A 25,594-nucleotide genomic window follows, 5' to 3' on the forward strand; every position below is an offset into this window, starting at 1 on the left:
TCGGATTATAAAGCCTTTTCAGTGTGTTAAAAAAATGTCCGCGCGCGAACATCCCGCCAGATTTGCATCCGGCGGGATGCCTGATTTTAGAAAAACGCCTGCAACCCCGTGACCGCGCGGCCCAAAATCAAGGCATGCACATCATGGGTGCCTTCATAGGTATTCACGGTTTCCAAATTCACCATATGGCGCATAATCTGGTAATCCTCTTGGATCCCGTTTCCGCCGTGCATATCGCGTGAATGGCGGGCAATTTCCAGCGCCTTGCCGCAATTGTTCCGCTTGATAATAGAGATCATTTCCGGTGCCGCATTCGCCTCATCCAGCAGCCTTCCAACCCGCAGGCTGGCCTGCAAACCAAGGCTGATATCGGTCATCATATTGGCCAGTTTCAGCTGATAAAGCTGGGTCTGGGCCAGCGGTTTATTGAACTGCTTGCGATCCAGCCCATATTGCCGCGCCGCATGCATACAAAATTCCGCCGCGCCCAAAACGCCCCAAGAAATGCCATAACGGGCGCGGTTCAGGCAGCCAAACGGCCCCTTCAACCCCTCCACATGCGGCAGCAAGGCATCCTCGCCCACTTCCACGTCTTTCATCACAATTTCACCTGTAATCGAGGCCCGCAGCGACAGCTTACCCGCGATTTTCGGCGCCGACAGCCCCTTCATGCCTTTTTCCAGAACAAAGCCGCGGATTTTGCCGCCATGCGCGTCCGATTTGGCCCAGATCACGAAAACATCCGCGATGGGAGAGTTCGAAATCCACATCTTGGCGCCGTTCAAAACATAGCCATTCGCGGTTTTCTTCGCGACGGTTTTCATCCCCGCAGGGTCGGACCCCGCATCCGGTTCGGTCAGGCCAAAGCAGCCAATAAACTCGCCCGATGCCAGCTTGGGCAGGAATTTCTTGCGCTGCGCCTCGGACCCGTAGGCATAGATCGGATACATCACCAAACTGGATTGCACCGACATCATCGACCGATAGCCCGAATCCACCCGCTCCACTTCGCGCGCGACCAACCCATAGGCCACATAAGACGCACCAATCCCGCCGTATTCCTCGGGGACCGTCACGCCCAACAAGCCCATTTCACCCATTTCGCGGAAAATACCCGGATCGGTGCTTTCCTCGCGGTACGCCGCCGTGACCCTTGGTTGCAGCTTTTCCTGCGCATAGGCCCGCGCCCCGTCCCTCAGCATCCGCTCTTCTTCGGTCAGCTGATCATCCAGCCGGAAGGGGTCTTCCCAATCGAAACGGCCCAGATCGGGGGCATCTTTGGCTTTCAAATGTGGCTTATCCATAGCGCAGCTCCAGTTCTATTGTTTGGGTCGTGAATAGCCGCAAAACCCTTGGCGTTCAAATGAAATAGCTTTGCAAGTTGATGAGCTTTGCGCATAAACTACTCCTCATGCGTCACGCCTACACACCCACCTTGCCCGAACTTCAGGCCTTTGTTCAAGCCGCCCGCACTGGCACCGCCACGCGTGCCGCAGCGGCGCTTGGCCTGACACAAAGCGCCATCAGTCGCGCGCTGACCACGCTAGAGGCGAGGTTGGGTGTGGCCTTGTTTCACCGCATACGCCAACGTCTCGTGCTATCGGATGCAGGCCGCGCGCTGTTGCCCGAGGCCGAACGGATGCTGGACGATCTGGACCGTGCGGCGCTAACCGTGATGTCCTTTGGCGGGCACCGCGCCGTACTGCGTCTTGCGGTTTTGCCCACATTTGCGGCCATGTGGCTTATCCCGCGACTGTCAAACTTTGCCGTAATTGCGCCCGAGGTGACGTTTGATATGACGGCCACACTGACCCCGCTGGATTTCGAACGCGACCCAAGGGATGTGGCGATCATTCGCGCCCAAGGCCCCTTGCGCGGGGCGATTATGGATGTCGTATCCGAAGAGCGTTTGGTTGTTGTCGCCGCCCCGAATCTGTTGCCCAAGGCAGGAATGCTGGATGATGCCGATTTGGCAAAATTGCCTTTGTTGCAACAGGCGACGCGTCCCAACCTGTGGCTTGATTGGTTCTTGAATGCAGGGCTTGACCCGATCACCATTCTGCGTGGCGCTCGATTTGAACAATTTGGCATGGTTCTGGCTGCGGCACGGGCCGGCCTTGGGTTGGCCTTGGTGCCCGAGACTTTTGTGACCCCCGATCTGGCCACTGGGGCGCTGCGCCTTGCATCTGCGCGGTCCATGACCTCGGATACGCCTTATGCGCTGACCTACCCGCAGCGCAGTCTTGATATTGTGGCCTTTCGGCAGTTCAGGAACTGGATATTGACCGACATGGTCCAGCAAAATGCACCGCAACCGCAATCGGGCAGGCTTTCGCTTGACCGCGCGCCTTAGGGTTGGTTTGGTGACTGGAACGCAGGGGGCAGATGTGACGGCAATTCCAGTAAGCATAGACGCAACCGAGGCGATGCTGGCCGAACAGGGCTATGTCAGCGCCCGCGCGCTGTCCACGGTGGTGTTCTTGGCGCTGAAGCTAGGGCGGCCTTTGCTTCTGGAAGGAGAGGCAGGCGTTGGCAAAACCGAGCTTGCCAAGGTGATTGCTACGGCCTTGGGCCGCCGCCTGATCCGGTTGCAGTGCTATGAAGGGTTGGATGCGGCCCAAGCCGTGGCCGATTGGAACTTTGCCGCCCAGATGATCGCGATCCGCACGGCCGAGGCGGGGGGCAATGCCGATCGTGATGCATTGCGGGCCGAGCTGTTTACCGAGGACTATCTTATTGAGCGCCCGCTTTTGGCGGCAATGCGCCCGCAGGCTGGTGGCGCGCCCGTTCTGCTGATTGACGAATTGGACCGAACCGATGCCCCGTTTGAGGCGTACTTGCTAGAGGCGCTGTCGGATTTCCAAGTAACGATCCCCGAACTTGGCACGATCAAAGCGCCCGAGCCGCCTATTGTGATTGTCACGTCAAACCGCACGCGCGAGGTGCATGATGCGCTGAAACGCCGTTGCTTGTATCATTGGGTCGATTACCCAGACGCGGCCCGCGAACTTGCCATTCTTGCCGCCCGGGCACCCGAAGCAAATGAGGCCCTAAGCCGCGAGATTGTCGCCTTTGTCCAGCGCTTGCGCGGTGAAGATTTGTTCAAAAAACCAGGTGTGGCCGAAACGATTGATTGGGCTAAGTGTTTGCTTGCACTGGATACAATCACCCTGACACCCGAGGTTATTTCGGACACGCTGGGTGCCATTTTGAAATACCAAGATGACATTCAAAAAATCCAAGGGTCCGAGGCAAAAAAGCTGCTGGACGAGATTCGCAAAGAACCTTTGTTAAAATGACCCCCTTTCTTTTCGATCCAAATATCCCGGGGGGTGCGGGAGGCTGGCCACCCGCCTTTGGCGCCCGTTCCGTTTGATGCAATACCCCGACCTGCCTATTCCTGATGACGGCAAGCTGGCGCAGAACATCGCCCATTTCGCCCGTGCTTTGCGCAAGGCGGGCTTGCCCATTGGACCTGCCCACACCGCAAATGCTGTACAGGCGGTGGCGGCAGTGGGTTTCACAAATCGTGCCGATTTTTACTGGGCCTTGAATGCTTGTTTCGTACGCCGCCCCGAACATCGCGTGGTGTTTCACCAAGTGTTCCGGTTGTTCTGGCGCGATCCGCGCTATCTAGAGCATATGATGTCGCTGATGTTGCCTGCGGTACGCGGCGCGCAAGATGACCAGCTTGCGACGCCGTCCCAAAAGCGCGCGGCCGAGGCGTTGTTGGATGGCGCCCAGCCCGAAATACCAGAGTTTGAGGGCGAAGAGCCTGAAACCCAAGTTGATATCGATGCGTCATATACCATGTCGGCGACCGAACGGTTGCGCCAATTGGATTTCGAACAGATGAGCCTGGCCGAGGTGGCCGAGGCCAAGCGGATGTTGGCCAAGCTGCGGCTGCCGATAAAGCCGCTTACCACCCGCCGCCATATCTCGGGCCATATTGGGCAAGGCATAGATGCCCGCGCTACCTTGCGCGCAGCGATGCGCCGAGGGGGGGAGGTCTCAAAGTTGGCCCGCAGCAAGCCCGCGCAGCGCTGGCCAAATCTGGTGGTGATTTGCGATATCTCGGGGTCTATGGCGCAATATTCACGGCTGGTTCTGCATTTTATCCACGCGGTTGCCAATGCTCGTGGTCAAGGCTGGTCACAGGTGCACGGGTTTACCTTCGGCACCCGGCTGACCAACATTACCCGCCACCTTGCCATGCGTGATGTTGATGCCGCCTTGGCCGCCGCTGGTGCGCAGGCGCAGGATTGGTCGGGCGGCACGCGGATCGGGGCGTGTTTGGCTGATTTCAATCGTGACTGGTCGCGACGTGTGCTGGGGCAAGGTGCGGTAGTGCTGCTGATCACCGACGGGCTGGACCGTGATGATACGACCGTTTTGGCGCGGCAGATGGAGCGGTTGCACCTGTCGTGCCGTCGTTTGATCTGGCTTAACCCTTTGCTGCGCTGGGACGGGTTCGCGCCACGCGCGGCAGGCATTCAGGCGATGCTGCCGCATGTCGACAGCTTTCGCGCAGGCCATTCGATTGCGTCGATTGAAGAACTGGGGGTGGCAATTTCCCAGACCAATGATGGGGGTGAAAAGGCGCGGTTGTTGGCGATGATACGCGAAAAATAACAGCGACCTGCCTGCGGCTTTGGGATAGGATCAGGACAAGGAGACGCAAGATTATGCAGACCACATATGACGACATTCCCGAAATCGCTCTGGCTTGGCACCGGCAGGGTAAAGGTGCTGTGCTTGCGACAGTCATTGAGACGTGGGGATCTGCCCCGCGCCCTGTTGGCAGCCAATTGGCAATTGCAGGGGACGGCGCGATGATGGGATCGGTTTCGGGCGGCTGCGTCGAATCTGCTGTGGTGCATGAGGCGCTCGAGTGTCTGGCCTGTGGTGTGCCGAAACTGCTGACGTTTGGCGTGGCCGATGCCGATGCCTTTGCCGTGGGGCTTGCCTGTGGTGGCACCATTCGGGTGTTGGTGGAACCTGTCGGCGATGCTGCGGGGGCTTTCTCTCCCGTGCTTTTAAAGGGTTTGGTTACGGCAAGGGCGGTCCGTCAGCCGGTGGTGGTATTGACCCATCTGGAGACATTTGAACGCCGATTGATGAGCGGACCCAGTGATGCGCTTTCAGACGTGGTTGCTGACCGGATGCGCAGCGATCGTTCAGGGCTGGAAGAGGATGGCTGGTTCGTCGCAGTCCATAACCCACCCTTGCGCATGGTGATAGTGGGGGCTGTGCATATTGCGCAAGCCTTGGTGCATATGGCGCGGGCGTGCGGTTATGACCCGATTCTTATTGACCCACGCGGGGCCTTTGGATCACAAACACGGTTTCCGGGCGAAACGATAACGGAAGATTGGCCAGATGAGGCGATGGCCGCGATTGTGCCTGATGCACGCACGGCCGTGGTGACACTGACCCATGACAGCAAACTGGATGATCCGGCACTGCTGTCGTCACTCGGGACGCCGGCGTTCTATATCGGCAGCCTTGGGTCGACCCGTACCCATGCCAAACGCGTGGAAAGACTGACCGCCAGCGGGCTGACAGCGGATCAAATCGCGCGGATCCACGCGCCCGTGGGCCTGAATATAGGGGCCAAATCGCCTGCCGAGATCGCTGTGTCGATCATGGCGCAGATCACCCAAACCTTGCGGCAACGCTGATGGAGTTTGGAGAGGTCCCTTTGGCCCAAGCGCAAGGCGCGATCTTGGCGCATTCCGAGGCTTTGCCAAACGGCAAACGCCTGCGTAAAGGAATTGTGCTGGATGTGGACGCGCTGGGCCAATTGGCCGCCGCTGGCATTGCGCGTGTCACTGTGGCGCGGTTGGGGGCACAGGATGTGCATGAGGATGCGGCCGCCTTGGCCATTGCCAGCGCTTTGGTGCCGGATGCAGTTACGGCGGGGCTGGTGCTGCGCCCGATGGGCACGGGGCGCGTGAATATCCTTGCGGCATCGCCGGGGATTGTGCGCTTGAATGCCCGCGCTATTCATCGGATGAACGCAACTGAACCAATGATCACCCTTGCCACGGTGCCACAATGGCAACGCGTCGAGGTGGGTGGCATGGTCGGTACAATCAAAATCATTTCCTATGCCGTGCCGCAAGACGGGCTTGCGCGGGCCTGTGCATTGGGCGCGGCTGCGATTGCGGTTTGCCCGCCTGTGCGCCGTCGTGTTGTGCTGATACAGACGGCGGTCGCGGATGAAGACGGGACCAAGGGGCACAGTGTCACGGCTGACCGTGTTGCGCGGCTGGGCGGCACGCTTGCGCCCAAGCAGGTCGTGGCGCACCGGATGGCAGATTTGGCGGCAGCACTGAGAGCGGTGCGAGAGGCCGATCTGATCTTGATCCTGACCGGATCTGCCACGTCCGACCTGCGCGATACGGCCCCTGCGGCGTTGCGGCAGGCGGGGGGAGCGGTGGTGCATTTCGGCATGCCCGTGGACCCCGGAAATTTGCTGTTCATTGGCCGGTTAGGCCGCGTACCAGTGATAGGCCTGCCAGGTTGCGCCAAATCGCCCGCACTAAACGGGGCGGATTGGGTGCTGGAGAGGGTGATGTGTGGTGTGCCCGTGACGGGGCGCGACATTGCGGCGATGGGGATAGGTGGATTGTTAAAGGAGATCCCCAGCAGGCCGAAGCCGCGCGAAGGGTGATTTGGGACAAAAAAGGGGCCGCGTTTGCGACCCCTTTTGAATTTTTGAATGACGCAGGCTTACTTTGGCCCGATCATCATCACCATCTGGCGGCCTTCCAGCTTTGGAAAGCTTTCGAGCTTACCGGCCTCTTCGGCGATCACATCATCGGCCACACGGTTCAGCAGTTCCAAACCAAGCTGCTGGTGGGCCATTTCGCGGCCCCGAAAGCGCAGGGTCACCTTGACCTTATCGCCCTCGCCCAGAAACTTCAGCACCGACCGCATTTTGACGTCATAGTCATGCTTGTCCGTACCAGGACGGAACTTGATTTCCTTGATCTCAATAATGTGCTGCTTTTTGCGGGCTTCTGCCTCACGCTTTTGCTGCTCATACTTGAATTTGCCAAAGTCCATGATCTTGCAGACCGGCGGCTCCGCATTCGGCGAGATTTCGACAAGGTCAAGCCCTGCCTCCTCGGCCATAGCCATGGCGCGCGCCGGCGTCACGACGCCTACGTTTTCGCCATCAGCACCGATCAAACGGATCTCGGGGCCACGGATGCGGTCATTCACACGGGGGCCCGTTTCGCGTTGCGGCGGGGCGTTGTGGGGTCTGCGGGCTATGGTTTGCTTCCTTCTTTCATTGATATCGATGCAAGGGTATTCCCCCCCTACGCAGTGCAAAATAGACCCGTCGCACAGGTTGTTCAACACCTTTCGGTGGAAACATGCCTTTACCTGTGCTGCTGTGCAGCAAACTCTTTCCAATTCACTACGTTTCTGTCATGTAACCGCCGCAACCGTCACTGTGAGACGGGCAATGGGAGATTAAAGATGAATAAAAGTGTGATTTTGGGCGCCGCCGTAATAGTGGCTGCAGGTCTTGGCTATTACCAGTTCAGCTATGTACCAGCACAGCAAGCGGCACAAGAAGCCACAATGAAGGCTGGAGAAGAAGCAAAAGCGGCTGAAGCTGCGGCTGCTGAAGCTGCTGCAAAAGCTGCCGAAGAAATGAAAGCTGCTGAAGAAGCCGCGACTAAAGTAGCTGAAGAGGCTGCTGCGAAAGCCGCAGAAGAGCTGAAAGCCGCTGAGGAAGCTGCCAAAAAGGCCGCTGACGAAGCTGCAATGACTGCCGAAGAAAAGGCTGCTGCGATTGCAGAAGAAGCCAAAGCTGCGGAAGAAGCGGCGATGAAGGCTGCTGAAGAAGCTGCAGCTAAAGTGGCCGAAGAGGCAAAAGCAGCCGCTGACGCTGCCGAAAAAGCTGCTGCTGATGCTGCGGCTACAGCTGCTGATACAGCAACAGCTGCTGCTGATGCGATGGACCCGAGCAAGCTGCTTGATGCTGCAAACTTTGACGCTGCAAAAGTGGGCGCGATGATTGATGGGTCTTCCTTGGATGATGCCACCAAGGCAACATTGAAGTCGGCTGTTGATACGGCTGCTGGCAACCCTCTTTTGCTGCAAGGTGTGTTGGATCAAGTGAAAGCGGCAATGGGTCTTTGATCTGCTTTGCTTTAAAATAATTAAGCCGCGCAATAGTTTGCGCGGCTTTTTTAATGTTTAGATTTAAGATGTTAGTTAAATTCCATCACCGACAAACGCCTTTTCAACCACATATTCCAGCGGCTCTGAATTGGCCCCTTCGCGCAGGCCAAACCCTTCCAGCACCGCCTTGACATCGACGTTGAACGCCAGCGACCCGCACACCATGGCGCGGTCTTCGGCAGGATTCATCCGTGGCAAATCAAGGTCGTCGAACACTTTGCCCGATGTCAGGTTGTCGGTAATCCGGCCCATCTGCGCTGTTTCTTCGCGCGTGGTTGTGGGGTAATAGCGCAGCTTGCCTGCGACCATCTCGCCGATCAGCTCGTCATTGTGCAGTTCCTCGACCAGTTGGCGGCCATATTCAAGCTCATCCGCCGTGCGGCAGGTGTGCATCATGATGACTTGGTCATATTTTTCATAGGTTTCGGGGTCGCGCATCAGGCTGGCAAAGGGGGCAAGGCCCGTGCCCGTTGCCAAGAACCATACCCGTTTTCCCGGCAATAGCGCGTCATGCACCAGCGTTCCCACGGGCTTGGGGCGCAAGATAATCTCATCGCCCACCTTGATATGTTGCAACTTGCTGGTCAGTGGACCATCCGGCACCTTGATCGAATAAAACTCCAGCTCCTCATCCCAATTTGGCGAGGCGATGGAATAGGCGCGCAGCAAGGGTTTGCCGTTGTCGCCCATCAACCCGATCATCACAAATTCCCCCGACCGGAAGCGCAAGCTTTGCGGCCGTGTCACGCGGAACGAAAACAGGTTGTCGGTCCAATGTTTAACGGACGTTACGATCTGCGCATCGGGCAAATGCGGCTTGGCGGGTTTAGGGGCTAATTCGGTCACGGTCAGGCCTTCGGTCATGTGCAATTCATCCGGCCTTAAACCGGTATCCTTTGTTTATCTTTGATCTGTATCAGGGGAAAGGGATTAGCTGGCCCGCAGCCGTGACTGATGGTCATGGGCCTGCCAATCGGCACGGGCCAGCCATTGATCGGCAGGTTGGCGCGCCGCAAGGTCATCGCTAATTTCCACCTCGTCAAAGCCTACACGCCGCGCCATGGCGTATTGATCGGCCAATACATGCCCGCGCGCGCGCAAGCGGCCCTTGAACCCCATCATTCGCAAGCGCCGCGCAAGGGTAAAGCCGCGCCCATCGGCAAAGCTGGGAAAGTCGATGCGGATCAGGCGCAGGTCATCCAGATAGGGCGCAAGGGCTGTGGGATCGTCGGTGTTGGCAAGGTCAATGGCGCCTTCGTGAAAAGGCAGTTGCGCCAGCGAGGTGAAGGCGGGGATCGGGTTTTCAGTGTGAAAGCCTGCGTCGGTGACGATCGTGCTCATGCTGCGTCCTTTGCTGATTTTCGGACCATTTTACCGTTGATAAAATGGATCCCACATTCGGTTTTTGTCGTGTTACGCCAACGTCCTGCACGTGGATCTTCGCCCTGTTTGACGGGGCTGGTACACGGCGCGCAGCCAATGCTGGGATAGCCTTGGGCCACAAGCGGGTGGCGCGGCAGACGGTTGTTGATGATGTAGTCTTGCAAGTCCTCGGGCGACCAATGGGCCAAAGGGTTGATTTTCAGCCGTGCATCGCCATCCGCCTCAAAGAATTCAACATCCGCGCGGGTGCCGGATTGATAGCGTTTACGACCGGTGATCCAAGCGTCAAAACCTGACAGGGCGGATTCCAGCACTGCAGTTTTGCGGAAGGCGCAGCATGCGTCAGTGTTCGATTTGTGTAAATTACCTTGCGGATCTTGCGCTAAAATCTGGTCGGGAGTGACAGATAATGTTCGAATTTCAGTTAGATAAAGCTTCTCGGCCAGTGTCTTTTGATAGGCCAACGTCTCGGGGAACAGCATTTGTGTGTCGATAAAGAGCACAGGCGTATGCGGTGACACCACCGAGAGCAAATGCAACAACACCACCGATTCCGCGCCAAAGCTGGACACAAGCGCCACGCGACCAACATCACGGTCGCGCAAAGCATGTTCCAAAACCGCCGTTGCTCCATGGTACTTGTAGCGGGCATTCAGCCCAGCCACGCGAGTTTCCACAGGACCAAAACGCCCATCAAGCGGCATCGCGTTTTGCCTCGTCGGGGTAAAGGGCCGCTTTGAACGGGCCAAGGCCAAGACGACGGTAGGCCTGCAAGAACGTCTCGGCAGGGTCCGTGCGCTTTTCGAGATAGGCCGCGATAATGCGTTCAATCGCAGGCACGATTTCACCGTAGGCAAAGCCGGGGCCAGCGCGTTCGCCAATGACTGCGGTTTCCGAGCCATCGCCGCCAAGGGTGATTTGGTAGTTTTCTACGCCTGCGCGGTCCAATCCCAATATCCCGATATGGCCGACATGGTGATGCCCGCACGCATTGATGCAACCCGAGATTTTGATTTTCAGCGGACCAATGTCATGTTCCAGCTTCAGTTCATCAAAACGCGTGGCGATGTCTTGGGCCACAGGGATCGACCGCGCGGTTGCAAGCGCGCAATAATCCATGCCGGGGCAAGCGATGATATCGGAAATCAGGCCGACATTTGCGGTTTCCAACCCCGAACCACGCAAAGCGGCGTGCAGGTTGGGCAGGTCCGACAGATGAACATGCGGCAGGATGACGTTTTGTTCGTGGCTGATACGGATCTCATTATGGCCGAAACGCTCGGCCAGATCGGCGATCAGGCGCATTTGGGCGGATGTGGCATCGCCCGGGGTCGCCCCGTGCTTTTTCAAACTAATGGTGACAATGCGGTAATCGGGGTTTTTATGTGCCGCAATGTTGGTGTCGGCCCAAGAGCGAAACAGCGGGTCCGCCTTGTAAAACGCGGTAAAGGCGCTGGTGTCGGCCTTGCGCAAATCGGGTGTCGAAAAGGCCGCGGTAATTTGTGCCAAAAGGACTTGATCATTGCCACCAAACAGCGGGCGCAATTCGGCAAAACGCGCTTCGATCAGACGAGAAAGCTCTTCTTTTCCAGTTTCATGCAGGGTGATCTTGATGCGGGCTTTGTACTTGTTATCGCGGCGGCCCAGCATGTTGTAGACGGACAAAACCGCTTCGACATAGGGCAGCAAATCGGCTTTGGGCAGGAACTTCCGCACTGTGGCGCCGACAAATGGTGTACGGCCAAGGCCTCCGCCAACGATCACTTCAAACCCCGGCTCACCCGCCGCATTGCGCACCATGCGCAACCCGATGTCATGCGCGCGGGTCACGGCACGATCGGTGCAAGACCCCGTGATCGCGATTTTGAACTTGCGGGGCAGGAACTGAAATTCCGGATGATCCGTGGACCATTGACGCAGCAGTTCTGCGATGGGGCGGGGGTCTTCAATCTCATCCGCCGCAGCCCCAGCGAAATGGTCAGCGGTGACGTTGCGGATGGTGTTGCCGCTGGTCTGAATGGCGTGCATCCCGACATCGGCCAGATCGGACAGGATCGCCGGAATATCGGTCAGCTTGGGCCAGTTGAACTGAATGTTCTGGCGCGTGGTGAAATGGCCATAGCCCTTGTCATAGGTATCGGCAATCTGCGCCAATGTGCGCATTTGATGCGGGTTTATGGTGCCATAGGGAATGGCGACCCGCAGCATATAGGCATGCAGTTGTAAATAGACGCCGTTCATCAGGCGAAAAGGTTTGAACTCATCCTCGGTCAGCGCACCCGACAGGCGGCGGTCGACTTGGGCTGCGAATTGGGCAGTGCGGGCGCGCACGAAGCTGTCGTCGAAATCGGTGTAATTATACATGGGTCTGCTCTGCCTGCTTGCCGTGGGGGTAATTGGATGGGCCGCGGGTGCGGAATGCTTCGCGGAAATGGACAGGTTCGGGGCCATTGGTGCCGCGCCGTGCGTCGGCCAAATAGGCACCGACGGCATTTTTGGCGCGCTGCCCATCCAGCAATCGCAGCTGGGCATGGGCCTCATTCTCGATCAGCTCGGCTTGCGCGTGGAGGGGCGACCATTGGTCGTCAGCGGTTAGATAGATCACATCGCCAGACCGCATGTCATTGGCGGTGACAACTTTAGGGGAAAATGCGCGGCTCATGCTTGGGCCTCCTGCAATTGGGAAAGGGAACGTGCGGCGGCGCGCGGCGAAAGCCCTACAAGCAGCACGGCGGGGCCATTGGCCGCCATGACAGCTGCAGGCAAATTGGCCAAAGTTGTGCCGATGATCTGTTGGTCCGCGCGTGAGATATTGGCGACGATCGACACAGGCGTATTGGCGGCGGCACCGTGCATCAGCAAACGGCCTTGGATATAGCGGGCCGATTTCTTGCCCATATAGATCGCTGTCACCTCATTGGTGCGGGCGATGCCTGCCCAATCATGATCGGCAAAACCTGCGATGTCATGGCCAGTCAGAATGCGCAGCGCGGTGTTGCGGCCCCGCCGTGTCAGAGATTGGCCGATTTCAGCGGCGGCAACGGTGGCCGAGGTAAGGCCGGGCAGGATGGTAAAGCGCAGGCCCGCCGCCTCTAGCGCCTCCATTTCCTCGTCCAGCCGCCCGAATATGCCGCAATCGCCGCCTTTAAGGCGCACAACGCGCTTGCCGGTTTGCGCATGGGCCACCAAGATGGCGTCGATCGTATTCTGGCTGGTTTGCGGGCCAAAACCCTCTTTGCCGACATCTACGCGCAAGGCATTCAAGGGGATCAATGCCAACACCTCGGGCCCGACAAGCCGGTCGTGGATCACTACCTCGGCGGCCTGCAAGGCATGATAGGCACCCAATGTCAGATGGGCCGCAGCACCGGGGCCTGCACCGACAAAGGTAACACTTTTGGGGTTTTGCAGGCTTTGCATGGCTTTTCCTTTGGTTATCGCCTGCTCAATATAGAACATTATCCCGTATTTCCGCCATATACCCTTGCCAATAAGGACGTATGTTCCGATAATAAGGCAGCGCAGAATGGGTGTTCTGCTAAACACAGGATCTTTGGAATGGCAGCCCGATTGGATGAGATGGACCGGAAAATCCTTGCGGAGTTGCAAGATGATGCAGCGCAAAGTTTAGACGAAATTGCCCGCAAAGTGGGGTCGTCCAAGACGCCCGTCTGGAATCGCATCAAGCGGATGAAAGAAGACGGCGTTATCACGCGCCAAACAGTTTTGCTGCATGCCGAAGCGTTGGGGTTAGAGGCCTGTTTCTTCGTGCTGATCCGCACGTCGGAACATGAGGCGGATTGGCAGGCCAAGTTTCTGCGCGCCTTGCAAGAGCGGCCCGAGGTGCTGGAGGCGCACAGGCTGGCGGGGGATATTGATTACATTCTGAAAGTGCGGGTCAAAAATGCGCGTGCCTATGACATCTTTTATCAAGCACTGATTTCCGAGGTGCGGATTTTCAATGTGACGGCGTTGCTGTCGATGGAAGAGATTAAGTCGACCACGGTTTTGCCTGTCTAAAGGCGGGGCAGGGGGGCTGTTTGCCCCCCTCTTTGCCTGACGGCAAATTCACCCCCCAAAGGTATTTTTACCAAGATGAAATAGCAGGTCAGGCCGTGACCATCAGGCGTTCAAGGCCGTGGAAATGGTACAGATCCGCATAGCGGGGTGGGGTGGATAGCCGCAGGTTTGGCAGGCGGTCAAACAAGATTGGCAGCGCGACTTGCAATTCCAGCCGCGCCAAAGGGGCGCCGACGCAAAAATGCAGGCCTGCGCCAAAGCTGAGGTTTGCTTTTGCCGCGCGGTTTGGGTTGAACTGATCAGGCGCGTCAAAAGCGGCCGGGTCACGGTTAGCTGCGGCCAGCAGCAGCGCCACCTCGGACCCTTTAGGGATTACGTGGCCCATCACCTCTACGTCTTCATAGGCATAGCGGGTGAACATGTGAAGCGCGGGATCAAAGCGGATGATCTCTTCGACCACAGCCTCGATCGGGGCTGCGTCAATGGCGGTGCCGGTTTCAAGCAGCGTTTTCACGCCGTTGCCGATGGTGTGCACCGTCGCCTCGTGCCCCGCATTCAAGAGCAGGATGCAGGTGGTGATCAGCTCATCTGTTGAAAGTTTCTCGCCATCTTCCTCGGCGGCGATCAAATGGGTGATCAGATCATCGGCAGGCTGGTTGCGCCGCGCATCCACATAGCTGCGCATAAAGGTACTAAAATCGCGGCTTGCATCGGCTGCGGCATCTTCAACCGCGCGGCTGCGGCCAGCAATGTACATTTTCACCATCGCATTGGACCAGCGCAAAAGGTCATCGCCCATGTCTTCGGGGACCCCTAAAAGGCGGGCGATAATGGTCACCGGCAGGCTCTGGCCGAAATGTTGGAGCAAGTTGAAATCACCCTTGGGGAAGGCGTCAATCAGGTCATGGGTCAGTTGCGCAATTTCGGGGGCAAGCGCGTTGATGCGACGTGAGGTAAAGGCGCGCATGACCAAACCGCGCAGGCGTGCGTGGCGCGGCGGTTCCAGTTCCAGCATCGAATGCGCCTCGACCGCATAGAACGGCATAGTGTGCGGCGCGATTTCGGGTTGCTGATCGGCAGGTATTTCACGCCCAAACCGCCGGTCGCGCAGAATGGCATTTACGGCGGCGTAAGAGGTGGCACAGGTTTTGCCATACTCTTGCCAGTGAAAGAACGGGCCAGCGGCGCGGGCACGATCATAAAACGCATAGGGATTCTGGACAAAGTCCGGATCGTTTGGTGATTGCGACAGGCTTTGCATTGCGTTCACGCTTGGGTCAGGGCCGCGACAATCGGCGCAAAATCGGCGGCCTTCAGGCTTGCGCCCCCCACCAACGCGCCATCAACATTCGGCAGCGCAAAAATCGCCGCCGCATTCGACGCCTTGACCGACCCGCCATAGAGAAGCCGCATGCCCTGCGCCGCCGCCCCGTAGCGATTGATAACCGCGGCGCGTATATGCGCGTGAACCTCGGCAACTTCGTCCAAAGTGGGGGTGCGGCCAGTGCCAATGGCCCAAACGGGTTCATAGGCAATCACCAAAGCATCTGGCCTATTCATATCTGGCGGCAAAGATCCGTCAAGTTGGCCGCCAATCACTGCCAGCGTCTTACCCGCATCGCGCTGCGCCTCGGTTTCACCCACACAGACAATCGCCGTCAAACCAGCGGCTTGGGCGGCAATCGTTTTGGCCTGAACCAAAGCATCCGTTTCCAAGTGGTCGGCGCGGCGTTCGGAATGGCCAAGGATCACATGGCTAGCACCTGCATCCACTAACATTTGCGCCGAAATATCGCCTGTATGCGCACCCGAACCCTGTGCGTGGCAATCTTGCCCACCAACGCTCAGGGCCGATCCGGTCGCCACTTCCGCCATGCGCGCCACCAATGTCGCAGGCGGGCACAACAGCATATCGCAACTTGTTGCCGGATGGGCCGCAATCAAAGCCTTCACCTCGGCCAGTGCCGCAGCCGAGCCGTTCATCTTCCAGTTTCCAGCCGCCAGTTTACGCATATCCGTCCCTCCAAACCTGTTTCACTAGGTTTACGGGATATTTCAGGCTTTGGGAACGGATCAAACCGTGGCATTTTATCTTGGTCAAAATACCTCCGCCGGAGGCTCGGTTTTCGCCCCATGCACAGCGCCAAACGGTTTAACGGATCACGCGTCTTTAAATTTGATCGATTCACCGCAACCGCATGCCTCGGCCACATTGGGGTTACGAAATTTGAACCCCGCCTCGAGCAATGAGGTTTCATAGTCAATTTCGGTCCCGATCAGGAACATCTGCGCCATCGGTGCAATCATCACCCGCGCGCCGTCTTGTTCAACCGTTTCGTCCAGTGGGTTAACCGATGTCACATAGTCCATCGTGTATTCCATACCCGCGCAGCCGCCCTTTTTCACCCCGATGCGCAGGCCGGTCGACCCTTGTTTTTGCATAAGGCGCGCGATTTGCTTGGTCGCGGCGGGGGTCAGGGTTACTGCGGCTTTTCCGGGAATACCGAACATTTTGGTCGTCCTTTATATCGATATCTTCAATATAGGAATTTGGGCGGCAATCTCAAGTCCGGCGCTATGACAGGCTCACATAAAACCGAGTTCAAGTCGTGCCTCGTCCGACATCATCTCCATCCCCCAAGGCGGCTCAAACGTCATGCCGACATTGACTGACTTTACACCTGCCAACGGCTCTACCGCGTCAGCAACCCAGCCTGGCATCTCGCCTGCAACGGGGCAGCCCGGAGCGGTCAGCGACATCAAAATTTCGACTTCATTTTCATCAGAAATTTCAATTGTATAGATCAAGCCAAGGTCGTGAATGTTCACCGGAATTTCCGGATCAAACACTGTGCGACATGCTTCGACCACTTGGTCATACAGCGGGTGATCTGTTGTCGATGGCTTGATCAAAGGCGTGCCTTCGATGCGGTCCTGTGGTTGGTTCATCTTGGCCTCACGTATTATTCTGACTGAATATATAGGGAATTATTCTGCGGGCGTCCAGAGGTTGCACCAAATGAAAGCGCCCTGACCATCAAAGGGCAGGGCGCGCGGGGGGGGGCTGGCCCCTTTTTCCGTTTCATCCGGCCAAATCGTACTTAGAACGGGATTTCATCATCCATGTCAGACCGGCCACCGCCGCCCGAAGACGCACCACCGCCACGGTTTGACCCTCCCGAAGAGCCGCCGCCTTCATAACCGCCGCCTTCATAACCGCCGTCATTGCCCGATCCGCCGCCGGACCCGCCGCCCGATCCGCCATCATTGCGACCGCCAAGCAGGGTCAATTCGCCGCGATAGGGGCGTAGCACCACTTCGGTCGTGTATTTCTCGGCACCTGATTGGTCCTGCCACTTGCGGGTTTCCAACTGGCCTTCGATATAAACCGTCGAGCCTTTGCGCAGATACTTTTCTGCAATCCCGCCCAACGCCTCGTTCAAAATCGACACGCGGTGCCATTCGGTCCGCTCTTTCCGCTCGCCACTGGCTTTGTCGCGCCATGTCTCGGACGTGGCGATGTTCAGGTTTACCACCTTGCCACCATTGCCAAAGGTGCGCACTTCGGGGTCGCGGCCCAGATTTCCAACGATGATAACTTTGTTTACTGATCCAGCCATGTGGCCCCCCGCCAAAGTGATGCACAGTCTTGGCTGTGCCTGATTCCGTTCCCGCCTTCGGCACCTTCGCCGAAACTGGTTAACAAATGCTATATCCCTGCTCGCCCCGCGCCGCAACAAGGTCGCCATGTTTAAGGGCCGCAAAATGGACCCAATCCGCCCCAACAGTGCCAACAACGCACCGCCGCAAGCCTGTGAAGGGCTGGCTATTGTGGCCATTTAAACTATAATCCGAAGGATTGGTGGGGTGATTCAGGGCGAGCGCATGCTTCGTGCAATTTTTATAATTTGTATTACAGCAATTCTATCGGTTGGTCCGGTTCTTGCCGAAGGCCTTGTATTGTCTGGTAAATCGAACTCTCGCAAGGCGGTGTTCAAATCACAGACGCGGCTGCTTGATACGCGTTTATCCAAACAGTATTCGGCTTCGGTACGCTTGCAGCCGAACCCGATTGTGGTGCCCAAAGATGCCACTGTTCCTAGGTTTCGTGGCAGTTACAAAGGGGAGTATTTGGCGGTGGCCAAGGCCGCTGCGCGCAAACACTCCATTCCCGAAGACCTGTTTTTGCGGCTGGTTCAACAGGAATCCGGTTGGAACCCATCGGCGCAATCCCATGCCGGTGCCACGGGGCTTGCACAGCTTATGCCCGGGACCGCGCGCAAATTGGGCGTAAACATTAACGATCCGCATCAAAACCTTGAGGGCGGCGCACGTTATTTGCGCATGATGTACAATAAATTCGGCAGTTGGCGGCTGGCGCTGGCCGCTTACAACGCGGGGCCGGGTGCCGTTGAAAAACATGCGGGTATCCCGCCCTATGCAGAAACCCGCAACTATGTTCGTATCATTCTGGGCAGCTAACTCGGTTCGCGGGACTAACCTTTGCAAGGTCGGATTATAGACTTGGACGCTGCAACAGACCTAAGCTTTACCCGGATCCTGGCCGTGCCGCGCGTCGTGATTTGCGACTGTTGGACCCAAGCCGCGCACATCTCCCATTTCTTTGTTCCCGCTCCGCATAAGGTGACCGCATGTGATATTGACCTGCGGGTTGGCGGGCGGTTCACCACGATCTTTGATGTGGGGCGCAATGTGGTCGAGAACAAGGGTGTTTATCTGGAGTTGATCCCGCAACAAGAGCTGGTCTTTACTGATGCTTACACCGAAGGCTGGAAGCCAGCGCCGGACTCGTTCATGACGGTAATTATCCTGCTTTCGGATGCAGGCGATGGGAAAATCAGCTATACCGCCATGGCCCGCCACCGCACCGCCGAGCTGCGCCAGAGGCATGAGGATATGGAGTTCTTTGACGGGTGGGGCATTGCCGCCACGCAATTGGAAGCCTGTGCCAAAGCTGCTTTAAGGGCCGCCTGCGGGCTAGCCGCAGGGGATTGGCTTAGATCAACTCTCCCGCTGGAGTGACCCGTGTTTTGCCGCGTAGATAGGGGTGCAGGGCGGCAGGCAGATCGACTGACCCATCCGCTTGCTGACCGTTTTCCAGCACCGCGATCAAGCAGCGCCCAACCGCAAGGCCCGAGCCGTTGAGGGTGTGCACAAACTCGGGCTTGCCACCCGCTGCGGGTTTATAGCGGGCGTTCATGCGGCGGGCCTGAAAGTCGCCGCAGACGGACACCGAGCTGATTTCACGGTAGGTATCTTGGCCTGGCAACCACACCTCTAGGTCGTGGGTTTTGGTAGAGCCGAAGCCCATATCGCCGGTGCAAAGCACCATCACGCGGTAGGGCAGGTTCAGTTTCTGCAAGATTGCCTCGGCGCAAGCGGTCATGCGATCGTGTTCGGCGAGGGAGGTTTCGGGGGTGGTGATGCTGACCATTTCCACCTTTTCGAACTGATGCTGGCGCAGCATGCCGCTGGTATCGCGACCCGCCGATCCCGCCTCAGATCGGAAACATTGGGTGTGGGCGGTCATGCGGATGGGAAGCTGGGAGGCGTCGAGGGTGTCGCCTGCGACGGTGTTCGTTAGCGTGACCTCGGAGGTCGGGATCAGCCACCAGCCGTTGGTGGTTTGATAGCTGTCCTCGCTGAATTTCGGCAGGTTTCCGGTGCCGAACATGGCGTCGTCTTTTACCAGAACGGGGGTCCAGACCTCATTCAAGCCGTGGTCTTCGATATGGGTGTCGAGCATGAATTGGGAGAGGGCGCGGTGGATGCGGATCATGGCGCCGCGTAGGACAACGAAACGGGAGCCGGAAAGTTTGGCGGCGGTTTGGAAATCGAGGCCGGGGAGGGCGGCGGGGAGTTGGTAGTGTTCCAAGGGTTTGAAATCGAGCGCGCGGGGGGTGCCCCAGCGGCGAAGCTCAAGGTTATCAGCCTCGGATTTGCCATCGGGAACCGAAGGGAGGGGCAGGTTATCGATGCCCATCAAAAGGTCGCGCAGGCGGGTGTCTTCGATCGCGGCCTGTTCATTCAAGGCGGCGATGGCGGCTTTTTTATCGGCGACCAAGGCGCGGAGGCGGTCAAATTCGGCGTCATTTCCGGCCCCTTTGGCGGCGCCTGCCTGTTTTGAGGCGGCGTTTTGGGCGGCGGTTTCGGTTTCGGAGGCCAGAATTTTGGCGCGGCGGGCAGCATCGATTTCAAGGATTTGAGACGAGAGGGGGGCCATGCCGCGGCGGGCAAGGGCGGCATCAAAGGCTGCTGGGTTGTCTCGGATCATCTTAATATCGTGCATTTTTTCGGCCCTTTAAATGGATGGGCTAGATATGCCCGATTATGGGGAAAAGGGGAACGGGCAATTTTGACCGCAGGTGTTCGCGCGCGGACATTTTGGTAAGAGGTTGAATTTATGGGGTAATAGGATTTTTGTTAACCAAATTTTAACGCGGACGCAGGGGTGTTTGCGGCAGGGGCAGAGTCGGGGTGAACCCCGACCTACGGGGGTGCGGGGCGGTGGTGCGCAATGAATGCGCACCCTACGGGGCGGGTGGCGGGGTCGTGGGTAGGAACGCCAACCATCTGCGCAACAATGCGGCGGCGGCGGTGCGGTTGCTGGAACTACACCGCGTTTTGAAGCCGACGGGGAGTTTGTATTTACACTGTGACGTTAGAGCCTAGGCACGGAAAAGACCAAACCGCGCAAAATCTCGGTGCCATCCACATCAAGTCTGCATACTGCTTCAAATCGCGCATTTTCAACGCGACGCCTTAAGTCATCAGGCAGGCTTTGAAGTTCGGCCACTTCATTTTCTGTTGGTGTTTTGCACCATGACCAAGCGTCTTTGAACCATGGCTGTACCTCTAGCGGGACGCCGAAATATCTGCGTTTCCGATTGGCAACTGAGAGATATCTGAAATATTTTGGCGGATTGTAGCCATTCTGCTCTGGAACTTCAGCGTCTAAAATGATGGCCCGAAACCCGCTTTTAAATGACAGCGTATATGCACCGTCTGGAAGATCGGGAAGGCTCGGGTACCCCGAGCGATAAAACGAATACGCATAAAGGGCTATGTAGCTTGCAACGGCTATACCTACGATCCGAAGTCCCCATCGTTTCATATGTTCTCCGGCTTCTGTTCAACTACTTATGTCCTGTCATTGTTCCAGATTAAATTCGGCTGATCAACGCCTTAAAAAGCGGCGTCAAAGGTAGGTTTTATCGACCCGTTTTGTGCCTGCGGGACCACGGTGCATGCGGCGCAAAAGCTGATGCGGCAGTGGATTGGCATTGATGTGACGCATCTTGCCGTGGGGCTGATTGAAAAGCGGTTGCGCGATGCGTTTGACGGGGTGGAATTTACCACCCACGGCGTGCCGCAAGATATTTCGGGCGCGCGGGATATGGCGGCGCGGGGGCGTGGCGACAAGAACTATTACTTTGAGTTCGAGAAATGGGCGCTATCGCTGATTAACGCGCAACCCGGGAACCTGTCGAAAAAAGGGGCCGATAAGGGGATTGACGGCAACCTGTGGTTTGGCGCGAAACATGAGGGGCGCGCGATTGTGTCTGTCAAGGCGGGGGACAATGTGGGGGTTGCGATGATCCGCGATTTGCGGGGCGTGATTGAACGCGAAGGCGCGCAGATCGGTGTGTTTTTGACGCTGACAGATCCGACACGAGCGATGATTACCGAAGCGGCGGGGGCAGGGCAATGTGCGCTGGACGGATTTGAAGGAACGGTGCCGCGTATCCAGATTGTGACGGTTGAGCAGGCGATGGCCTTGCGCGACCGTGCGGTGCGGTTGCCTGCGCTGCGGCAGGACACGTTCAAAAAGGCGGCCAAAGAGCGGGACACGCGCGCGCAAGGGGCGTTGGATTTGTGAAGAATGGGGGTGGTGGGTTGCACCCACCCTACGGCGGGGGAAGTGGCGGGACCTTTTTTGTGAGGGAGGGAAGCCCGACCGACACGGTGGTAGGGGGGCGATTAAAGGGGCGCCCTAGGATTCCCTTATTGATTAAAATCTGCTAGGGTTAGCACACAAGCGCCGATACGAGCGCGATTGAGGCAGTGTTTTTGGTTGATTTTCCTTGTTTTTCGGGATGTTGGCCGTTTTGGTAAAGAGAGCCGCGATATGACTGCAGAGCAGCAAGCGAGCCCCTTTTTCCGTGCGACCATGCGGCATTTTGCCGAAATGCGCGGGTCTGCGCCGACGGGTTCGGTGCAGGGTGTTCCTTTTCCCAAGGACTGGTTTGATCTGCCCGAGGCGTTTTTGGCCGATTTTGGGGCGGTGTTCTATTTGGCTGGGCTGACGACGTTTCACCGCCCGCGCCGGATGGCGGATTTGTTTGCAAGCTTTGAGGCACCGTTGCGGTTGGGGCAGTATAAGCTGTTCAAATCAAACGGGTTTACGCGGGCGGCGATTACTTGGGCGGGGTTGTCGCCCGAGGCAGAGCGGCGGTTTGCCGTGGAGCATGAGGCGTTGGAGCCGCAGGATTGGAATGGGGGCGGGTCGGTTTGGTTGGTGGATTTTCTGGCGCCTTTTGGCCATGTGGACCAGATTGTGCCGATGTTGACGCAGAACCCCGATCTGACCCGCGTGCGGACGCTGTGGCACAATAAGGAGGGCACGCGCTACCGCATTGTCGAGTGGTCGCGGCCCAAGGGCAGTGTGGAGGTGCAGGTCAAATCCTATGGGGTTGGCCAGTTCCGGCGGATGCTGGACGAGGGGGCGCAAGATGGCAGCGCCTAATATCACAGGGACATTTACGGGGGCGGTGCTGGAGGATAGCGGCGCTGTGATTACGGGGGCGTTGACCGAGACGGCCAACGGGTTTGCGAACACTTGGGCGATCAATAGCGGGGCAAGTTTCGGGTCGGTGAGTATCAATGCGGCGGGGGTTTGGAGCTATGATCTGGACGATACCAATGCGACGGTGGATGCGCTGGGGGCGGGGGCGACGCTGATCGATACGTTTGTGGTGCGGGTGACGGATGCGTTGGGGTCGGATACGCAGGTGATTACCATCACGATCACGGGGGTGCCGTGTTTTACGGCGGGGACGTTGATCGAGACGGCAGAGGGGCCGCGTGATTGTGCGGATCTGGTGGAAGGTGATTTGATCTGGACGCGGGACGGCGGGTTGCAGCCGGTGCGGTGGATCGGGCGGCGGCGGGTTGAGGTGGCCGAGATGGCGGGGAATGAGAAGCTGTGTCCGGTACGGATTGCGGCGGGGGCCTTGGGGGCGGGGGTGCCGGAGCGCGATTTGCTGGTGTCGCGCCAGCACCGGATGGTGGTGTCATCTGATCTGGCGCAGCAGGTGTGTGGTGCGGGCGAGGTGTTGTTGCCCGCGATCCGGTTGGTGGGATTGCCGGGGATTGTGATTGATACGGATGTGGGGGCGGTGGACTATATCCATCTGCTGTTTGACAGCCATCAGATTGTGTTTGCCGAGGGCGCGCCATCGGAGAGCCTGCTGCTTGGGGCCGAGGCGTTGCGGATGTTGCCACAGGCCGCGCGTGAGGAGATCGAGACTTTGTTTCCCAAAGCCGCACAGCGCGAGGCCTTGGCGGTGCCCGCACGGATGATCCCAGAGCGGCGGTGGCAAAAAGCCTTGGTGGCGCAAAGCCTGTCGGTGGCATTGTTGCAAAGCGGTTGGCGGCGGGGTGTGCGCCGACAAATGCAACGCCAGCGCGTTGAAGCGGGGCAAAACGGCCCCAACGGCTGGCCCTGTGCGCGGCCCAAGGGCACCCCCCCGAGCGGCACCCAGATCAGCAAGGCATTTTAACGCGAAATTTGTTTTTCCCACAGGCGGGCTACACATTCGCATTGGTCGGGCTTATATGGCGCGGGATGGGCAGTGGTGCTGCCTTGCGGATGGGACGCACCGGATATAGGGTGCGCGGCGATAAATCAGGGGAAATGCTGTACAGCGCCCCACCGACCGAGAGGAATTTTGATATGTTTGTGACTCCTGCTTACGCTCAGGCTGCTGGTGGTGCGATGGGCGCCGTGACTTCGCTGATGCCATTGATCCTGATTTTCGCGATCATGTATTTTCTGTTGATCCGCCCACAGCAGAAAAAGCTGAAAGAGCATAAGGCGATGGTTGAGGCGCTGCGCCGTGGCGACCAAGTGCTGACGCAGGGCGGTATTGTGGGCAAGGTCGTGAAAGTGGCCGAGGACGGGATCATCGAGGTAGAGATTGCCGACGGTGTGAAGGTTAAAGTGCTGAAGCACACAATTGCGCAGGTTATGTCCAAGACCGAACCCGCAGCGGCCTAAGTTCAGAAAGCCCCTATTCATGTTGCATATACCGCTGTGGAAGCGTGTCATAATCATTGGGCTGTGTGCCCTTGGGGTTATGATCGCCGTGCCGAACCTGTTTTACAGCTCGGTCGAGACGCATAACGACGCCGTTTTGGCGGTAGAGGCCCGTGGGGGGGCAGGGACGCCGGAACAGGCGGCAGCAGTGGCCATGTGGCCAAACTGGATGCCGTCTGGCTTGGTAAACCTTGGGCTTGATCTGCGCGGCGGGGCACATTTGCTGGCCGAAGTGCAAGTGGGCGATGTCTATGAGGCGCGGATTGACGCGATGTGGCCTTTGGTGCGCGATGCGTTGCGCGACGTGCGCGACGAGGTTGGCAATGTGCGCCGCCAGCCATCGGTGCCCGGTGTGTTGCGGGTGGCGATTTCCAAGCCCGAAGGTATTCAACAAGCCTTGACAGCCGTAAATGCCTTGGCAACCCCGGTGGTGTCGCTAACGGGTGTCGGGCAGAATGACATTGAGGTAACGGTAGACGGGGCCGAGATTATCGTACAACTGTCCGAGGCCGAGCGCGTGGCCACAGACAACCGGACCATCCAGCAATCGCTGGAAATTATTCGCCGCCGTGTGGACGCGGCGGGCACACGCGAACCCACGATCCAGCGCCAAGGCGAAGACCGGATTTTGATTCAGGTGCCCGGCATCGGGTCGGCATCGGAATTGAAGGCGCTGATCGGGACTACGGCAAAGCTTACGTTCAACCCCGTGGTCGGGCGGACAGCGGATGCAGGCGCGAACCCAGGGCCGCGCAACCTGTTGTTGCCGTCGATGGACGAAGAGGGGCAGTTTTACATTGTAGAACAGACCCCCGTTGTCACCGGCGAGGATTTGACCGATGCGCAGCCTGCGTTTGACCAAAACAACCGCCCCGCGGTCAGTTTCCGGTTCAACCCTGCGGGCGGGCGGTTGTTTGGTGATTATACTGCCAACAATATCGGCAGCCCCTTTGCGATTGTGTTGGACAATGAGGTGATTTCCGCCCCGGTGATCCAAAGCCATATTGCGGGTGGGTCGGGGATTATCACCGGCAGCTTTAGCGTTGAAGAAAGCACCAATCTGGCCGTGCTGCTGCGGGCAGGGGCTTTGCCTGCCGAGATGACGTTCTTGGAAGAACGCACCGTTGGGCCGGAGCTGGGGCAAGATAGTATTGATGCGGGCAAGGTTGCGGCGGTGATCGCCATTGTGATTGTTGGCATCTATATGGTTGCGTCCTATGGGCTGTTTGGCGTCTTTGCCAATACGGCGCTGGCCATCAACATCGCTCTGATCTTTGCTATCCTTACGATGATCGGTGGCACGCTAACGCTGCCCGGGATTGCGGGGATCGTTTTGACCATCGGTATGGCGGTGGATGCCAACGTGCTGGTTTTTGAGCGTATTCGCGAAGAAATGAAAACCGCCAAAGGACCGGCGCGGGCAATTGAAATTGGCTATGAAAAGGCGATGTCGGCGATCATCGACGCCAATGTCACCACCTTCATCACGGCTGCGGCGCTGTTTTTCTTTGGTGCGGGACCAGTGCGCGGGTTTGCGGTGGTTTTGGGTATCGGGATTATCACATCGGTGTTCAGCGCGATTTTCGTGACGCGGTTGCTCATCTCGGTCTGGTTCGGCTGGCGCCGTCCCAAGACCCTTGACCTTTAAGG

General features: G+C 58.0%; 29 protein-coding genes. 14 read left to right on the plus strand and 15 right to left on the minus strand.

The window, feature by feature from the left end:
- Positions 1 to 86: 86 nt before the first annotated feature.
- Positions 87 to 1,304: an acyl-CoA dehydrogenase gene (locus tag G560_RS0109880; protein ID WP_022704152.1), complete on the minus strand. Its 1,218-nt coding sequence runs from the start codon at positions 1,302 to 1,304 to the stop codon at positions 87 to 89.
- Between the two features lie 80 nt (positions 1,305 to 1,384).
- Here G560_RS0109880 and G560_RS0109885 point away from each other — a divergent pair, with 80 nt between their 5' ends.
- The 5 genes from G560_RS0109885 (at position 1,385) to G560_RS0109905 (ending at position 6,676) form a co-directional block, all read left to right on the plus strand.
- Entirely contained in the window at positions 1,385 to 2,353 is a 969-nt protein-coding gene (locus G560_RS0109885) for a LysR substrate-binding domain-containing protein (protein WP_231575873.1), read from the plus strand.
- Positions 2,354 to 2,426: 73 nt separating this feature from the next.
- On the plus strand, positions 2,427 to 3,299 hold the full coding sequence (locus G560_RS0109890; RefSeq protein ID WP_050525213.1) for an AAA family ATPase: 873 nt from the start codon (positions 2,427 to 2,429) through the stop codon (positions 3,297 to 3,299).
- A 73-nt stretch (positions 3,300 to 3,372) separates the two neighbouring features.
- Positions 3,373 to 4,632 (plus strand): vWA domain-containing protein, encoded by a 1,260-nt coding sequence (locus tag G560_RS0109895; RefSeq protein WP_028913947.1) that lies wholly within the window; start codon positions 3,373 to 3,375, stop codon positions 4,630 to 4,632.
- A gap of 53 nt (positions 4,633 to 4,685) precedes the next feature.
- Positions 4,686 to 5,681, plus strand: coding sequence for an XdhC family protein (locus tag G560_RS0109900; RefSeq protein ID WP_022704156.1), 996 nt, complete (start codon positions 4,686 to 4,688; stop codon positions 5,679 to 5,681).
- The gene (locus tag G560_RS0109905; protein ID WP_022704157.1) at positions 5,681 to 6,676 is read left to right on the plus strand and encodes a molybdopterin-binding protein; all 996 of its coding nucleotides are present in this window, start codon (positions 5,681 to 5,683) and stop codon (positions 6,674 to 6,676) included. Before G560_RS0109900 ends, G560_RS0109905 begins: the two co-directional genes overlap by 1 nt.
- A gap of 59 nt (positions 6,677 to 6,735) precedes the next feature.
- Here the strand turns inward: G560_RS0109905 and infC are convergent, their stop codons facing one another.
- Complete coding sequence (gene infC, locus G560_RS0109910; protein WP_231575874.1) at positions 6,736 to 7,230, minus strand: translation initiation factor IF-3; 495 nt, start codon at positions 7,228 to 7,230, stop codon at positions 6,736 to 6,738.
- A 261-nt stretch (positions 7,231 to 7,491) separates the two neighbouring features.
- Here infC and G560_RS0109915 point away from each other — a divergent pair, with 261 nt between their 5' ends.
- Complete coding sequence (locus G560_RS0109915) at positions 7,492 to 8,160, plus strand: hypothetical protein (RefSeq protein WP_022704159.1); 669 nt, start codon at positions 7,492 to 7,494, stop codon at positions 8,158 to 8,160.
- A 75-nt stretch (positions 8,161 to 8,235) separates the two neighbouring features.
- Here G560_RS0109915 and G560_RS0109920 read toward each other — a convergent pair whose 3' ends face one another.
- The 6 genes from G560_RS0109920 to cobA form a co-directional block, all read right to left on the minus strand.
- Entirely contained in the window at positions 8,236 to 9,066 is an 831-nt protein-coding gene (locus G560_RS0109920) for a ferredoxin--NADP reductase (RefSeq protein WP_022704160.1), read from the minus strand.
- A 66-nt stretch (positions 9,067 to 9,132) separates the two neighbouring features.
- Entirely contained in the window at positions 9,133 to 9,543 is a 411-nt protein-coding gene (locus G560_RS0109925; RefSeq protein ID WP_022704161.1) for a DUF934 domain-containing protein, read from the minus strand.
- The gene (locus G560_RS0109930) at positions 9,540 to 10,289 is read right to left on the minus strand and encodes a phosphoadenylyl-sulfate reductase (RefSeq protein ID WP_022704162.1); all 750 of its coding nucleotides are present in this window, start codon (positions 10,287 to 10,289) and stop codon (positions 9,540 to 9,542) included. The genes G560_RS0109925 and G560_RS0109930 overlap by 4 nt, the downstream gene beginning before the upstream one ends.
- Entirely contained in the window at positions 10,279 to 11,949 is a 1,671-nt protein-coding gene (locus tag G560_RS0109935) for a nitrite/sulfite reductase (RefSeq protein WP_022704163.1), read from the minus strand. The genes G560_RS0109930 and G560_RS0109935 overlap by 11 nt, the downstream gene beginning before the upstream one ends.
- Positions 11,942 to 12,247, minus strand: a complete 306-nt coding sequence (locus G560_RS0109940; RefSeq protein ID WP_022704164.1) for a DUF2849 domain-containing protein — start codon at positions 12,245 to 12,247, stop codon at positions 11,942 to 11,944. The genes G560_RS0109935 and G560_RS0109940 overlap by 8 nt, the downstream gene beginning before the upstream one ends.
- A complete protein-coding gene (cobA, locus tag G560_RS0109945) occupies positions 12,244 to 13,005 on the minus strand; it encodes a uroporphyrinogen-III C-methyltransferase (RefSeq protein ID WP_028913949.1) in 762 nt (253 codons plus the stop codon). The genes G560_RS0109940 and cobA overlap by 4 nt, the downstream gene beginning before the upstream one ends.
- 138 nt (positions 13,006 to 13,143) lie before the next feature.
- On the opposite strand from cobA, the gene G560_RS0109950 reads away from it, so the two are divergent.
- Positions 13,144 to 13,605, plus strand: coding sequence for an Lrp/AsnC family transcriptional regulator (locus tag G560_RS0109950; protein WP_022704166.1), 462 nt, complete (start codon positions 13,144 to 13,146; stop codon positions 13,603 to 13,605).
- Between the two features lie 88 nt (positions 13,606 to 13,693).
- On the opposite strand, the gene G560_RS0109955 is transcribed toward G560_RS0109950, so the two are convergent.
- The 5 genes from G560_RS0109955 to ssb all read right to left on the minus strand — a co-directional run bounded on the left by G560_RS0109955 (position 13,694) and on the right by ssb (position 17,225).
- Positions 13,694 to 14,866: a cytochrome P450 gene (locus tag G560_RS0109955; RefSeq protein WP_022704167.1), complete on the minus strand. Its 1,173-nt coding sequence runs from the start codon at positions 14,864 to 14,866 to the stop codon at positions 13,694 to 13,696.
- Positions 14,867 to 14,871: 5 nt separating this feature from the next.
- Positions 14,872 to 15,618 carry a triose-phosphate isomerase gene (gene tpiA / locus G560_RS0109960; protein WP_022704168.1) on the minus strand — a complete coding sequence of 249 codons (747 nt, stop codon included), beginning with the start codon at positions 15,616 to 15,618 and terminating at the stop codon, positions 14,872 to 14,874.
- Between the two features lie 147 nt (positions 15,619 to 15,765).
- Positions 15,766 to 16,116, minus strand: a complete 351-nt coding sequence (locus G560_RS0109965; RefSeq protein ID WP_022704169.1) for a HesB/IscA family protein — start codon at positions 16,114 to 16,116, stop codon at positions 15,766 to 15,768.
- A gap of 75 nt (positions 16,117 to 16,191) precedes the next feature.
- Positions 16,192 to 16,554 carry an SUF system Fe-S cluster assembly protein gene (locus tag G560_RS0109970; RefSeq protein ID WP_022704170.1) on the minus strand — a complete coding sequence of 121 codons (363 nt, stop codon included), beginning with the start codon at positions 16,552 to 16,554 and terminating at the stop codon, positions 16,192 to 16,194.
- Between the two features lie 152 nt (positions 16,555 to 16,706).
- A complete protein-coding gene (gene ssb, locus G560_RS0109975; protein ID WP_022704171.1) occupies positions 16,707 to 17,225 on the minus strand; it encodes a single-stranded DNA-binding protein in 519 nt (172 codons plus the stop codon).
- A gap of 265 nt (positions 17,226 to 17,490) precedes the next feature.
- On the opposite strand from ssb, the gene G560_RS0109985 reads away from it, so the two are divergent.
- Both G560_RS0109985 and G560_RS18985 read left to right on the plus strand, forming a co-directional pair.
- Positions 17,491 to 18,087, plus strand: a complete 597-nt coding sequence (locus G560_RS0109985; RefSeq protein ID WP_028913950.1) for a lytic transglycosylase domain-containing protein — start codon at positions 17,491 to 17,493, stop codon at positions 18,085 to 18,087.
- A gap of 36 nt (positions 18,088 to 18,123) precedes the next feature.
- Positions 18,124 to 18,648, plus strand: coding sequence for an SRPBCC domain-containing protein (locus tag G560_RS18985; RefSeq protein ID WP_050525214.1), 525 nt, complete (start codon positions 18,124 to 18,126; stop codon positions 18,646 to 18,648).
- Here G560_RS18985 and serS read toward each other — a convergent pair.
- Positions 18,623 to 19,915 (minus strand): serine--tRNA ligase, encoded by a 1,293-nt coding sequence (serS, locus tag G560_RS0109995; protein WP_022704175.1) that lies wholly within the window; start codon positions 19,913 to 19,915, stop codon positions 18,623 to 18,625. The genes G560_RS18985 and serS overlap by 26 nt on opposite strands.
- A gap of 372 nt (positions 19,916 to 20,287) precedes the next feature.
- Positions 20,288 to 20,740 (minus strand): hypothetical protein, encoded by a 453-nt coding sequence (locus G560_RS21000; protein ID WP_155947218.1) that lies wholly within the window; start codon positions 20,738 to 20,740, stop codon positions 20,288 to 20,290.
- 150 nt (positions 20,741 to 20,890) lie between these two features.
- Here G560_RS21000 and G560_RS0110000 point away from each other — a divergent pair, with 150 nt between their 5' ends.
- The 5 genes from G560_RS0110000 to secD all read left to right on the plus strand — a co-directional run bounded on the left by G560_RS0110000 (position 20,891) and on the right by secD (position 25,592).
- Positions 20,891 to 21,505 (plus strand): restriction endonuclease, encoded by a 615-nt coding sequence (locus G560_RS0110000; protein WP_028913951.1) that lies wholly within the window; start codon positions 20,891 to 20,893, stop codon positions 21,503 to 21,505.
- A gap of 249 nt (positions 21,506 to 21,754) precedes the next feature.
- Complete coding sequence (locus G560_RS0110005; protein ID WP_050525211.1) at positions 21,755 to 22,372, plus strand: toxin-activating lysine-acyltransferase; 618 nt, start codon at positions 21,755 to 21,757, stop codon at positions 22,370 to 22,372.
- Entirely contained in the window at positions 22,359 to 23,408 is a 1,050-nt protein-coding gene (locus G560_RS18990) for a Hint domain-containing protein (protein WP_022704177.1), read from the plus strand. The genes G560_RS0110005 and G560_RS18990 overlap by 14 nt, the downstream gene beginning before the upstream one ends.
- A 173-nt stretch (positions 23,409 to 23,581) precedes the next feature.
- The gene (gene yajC, locus G560_RS0110015) at positions 23,582 to 23,905 is read left to right on the plus strand and encodes a preprotein translocase subunit YajC (protein WP_028913953.1); all 324 of its coding nucleotides are present in this window, start codon (positions 23,582 to 23,584) and stop codon (positions 23,903 to 23,905) included.
- A gap of 19 nt (positions 23,906 to 23,924) precedes the next feature.
- Positions 23,925 to 25,592, plus strand: a complete 1,668-nt coding sequence (gene secD, locus G560_RS0110020) for a protein translocase subunit SecD (RefSeq protein ID WP_022704179.1) — start codon at positions 23,925 to 23,927, stop codon at positions 25,590 to 25,592.
- Positions 25,593 to 25,594 lie beyond the last annotated feature (2 nt).

Origin of the sequence: Pseudorhodobacter ferrugineus DSM 5888, assembly GCF_000420745.1 — a bacterium.
Lineage (GTDB): Bacteria > Pseudomonadota > Alphaproteobacteria > Rhodobacterales > Rhodobacteraceae > Pseudorhodobacter > Pseudorhodobacter ferrugineus.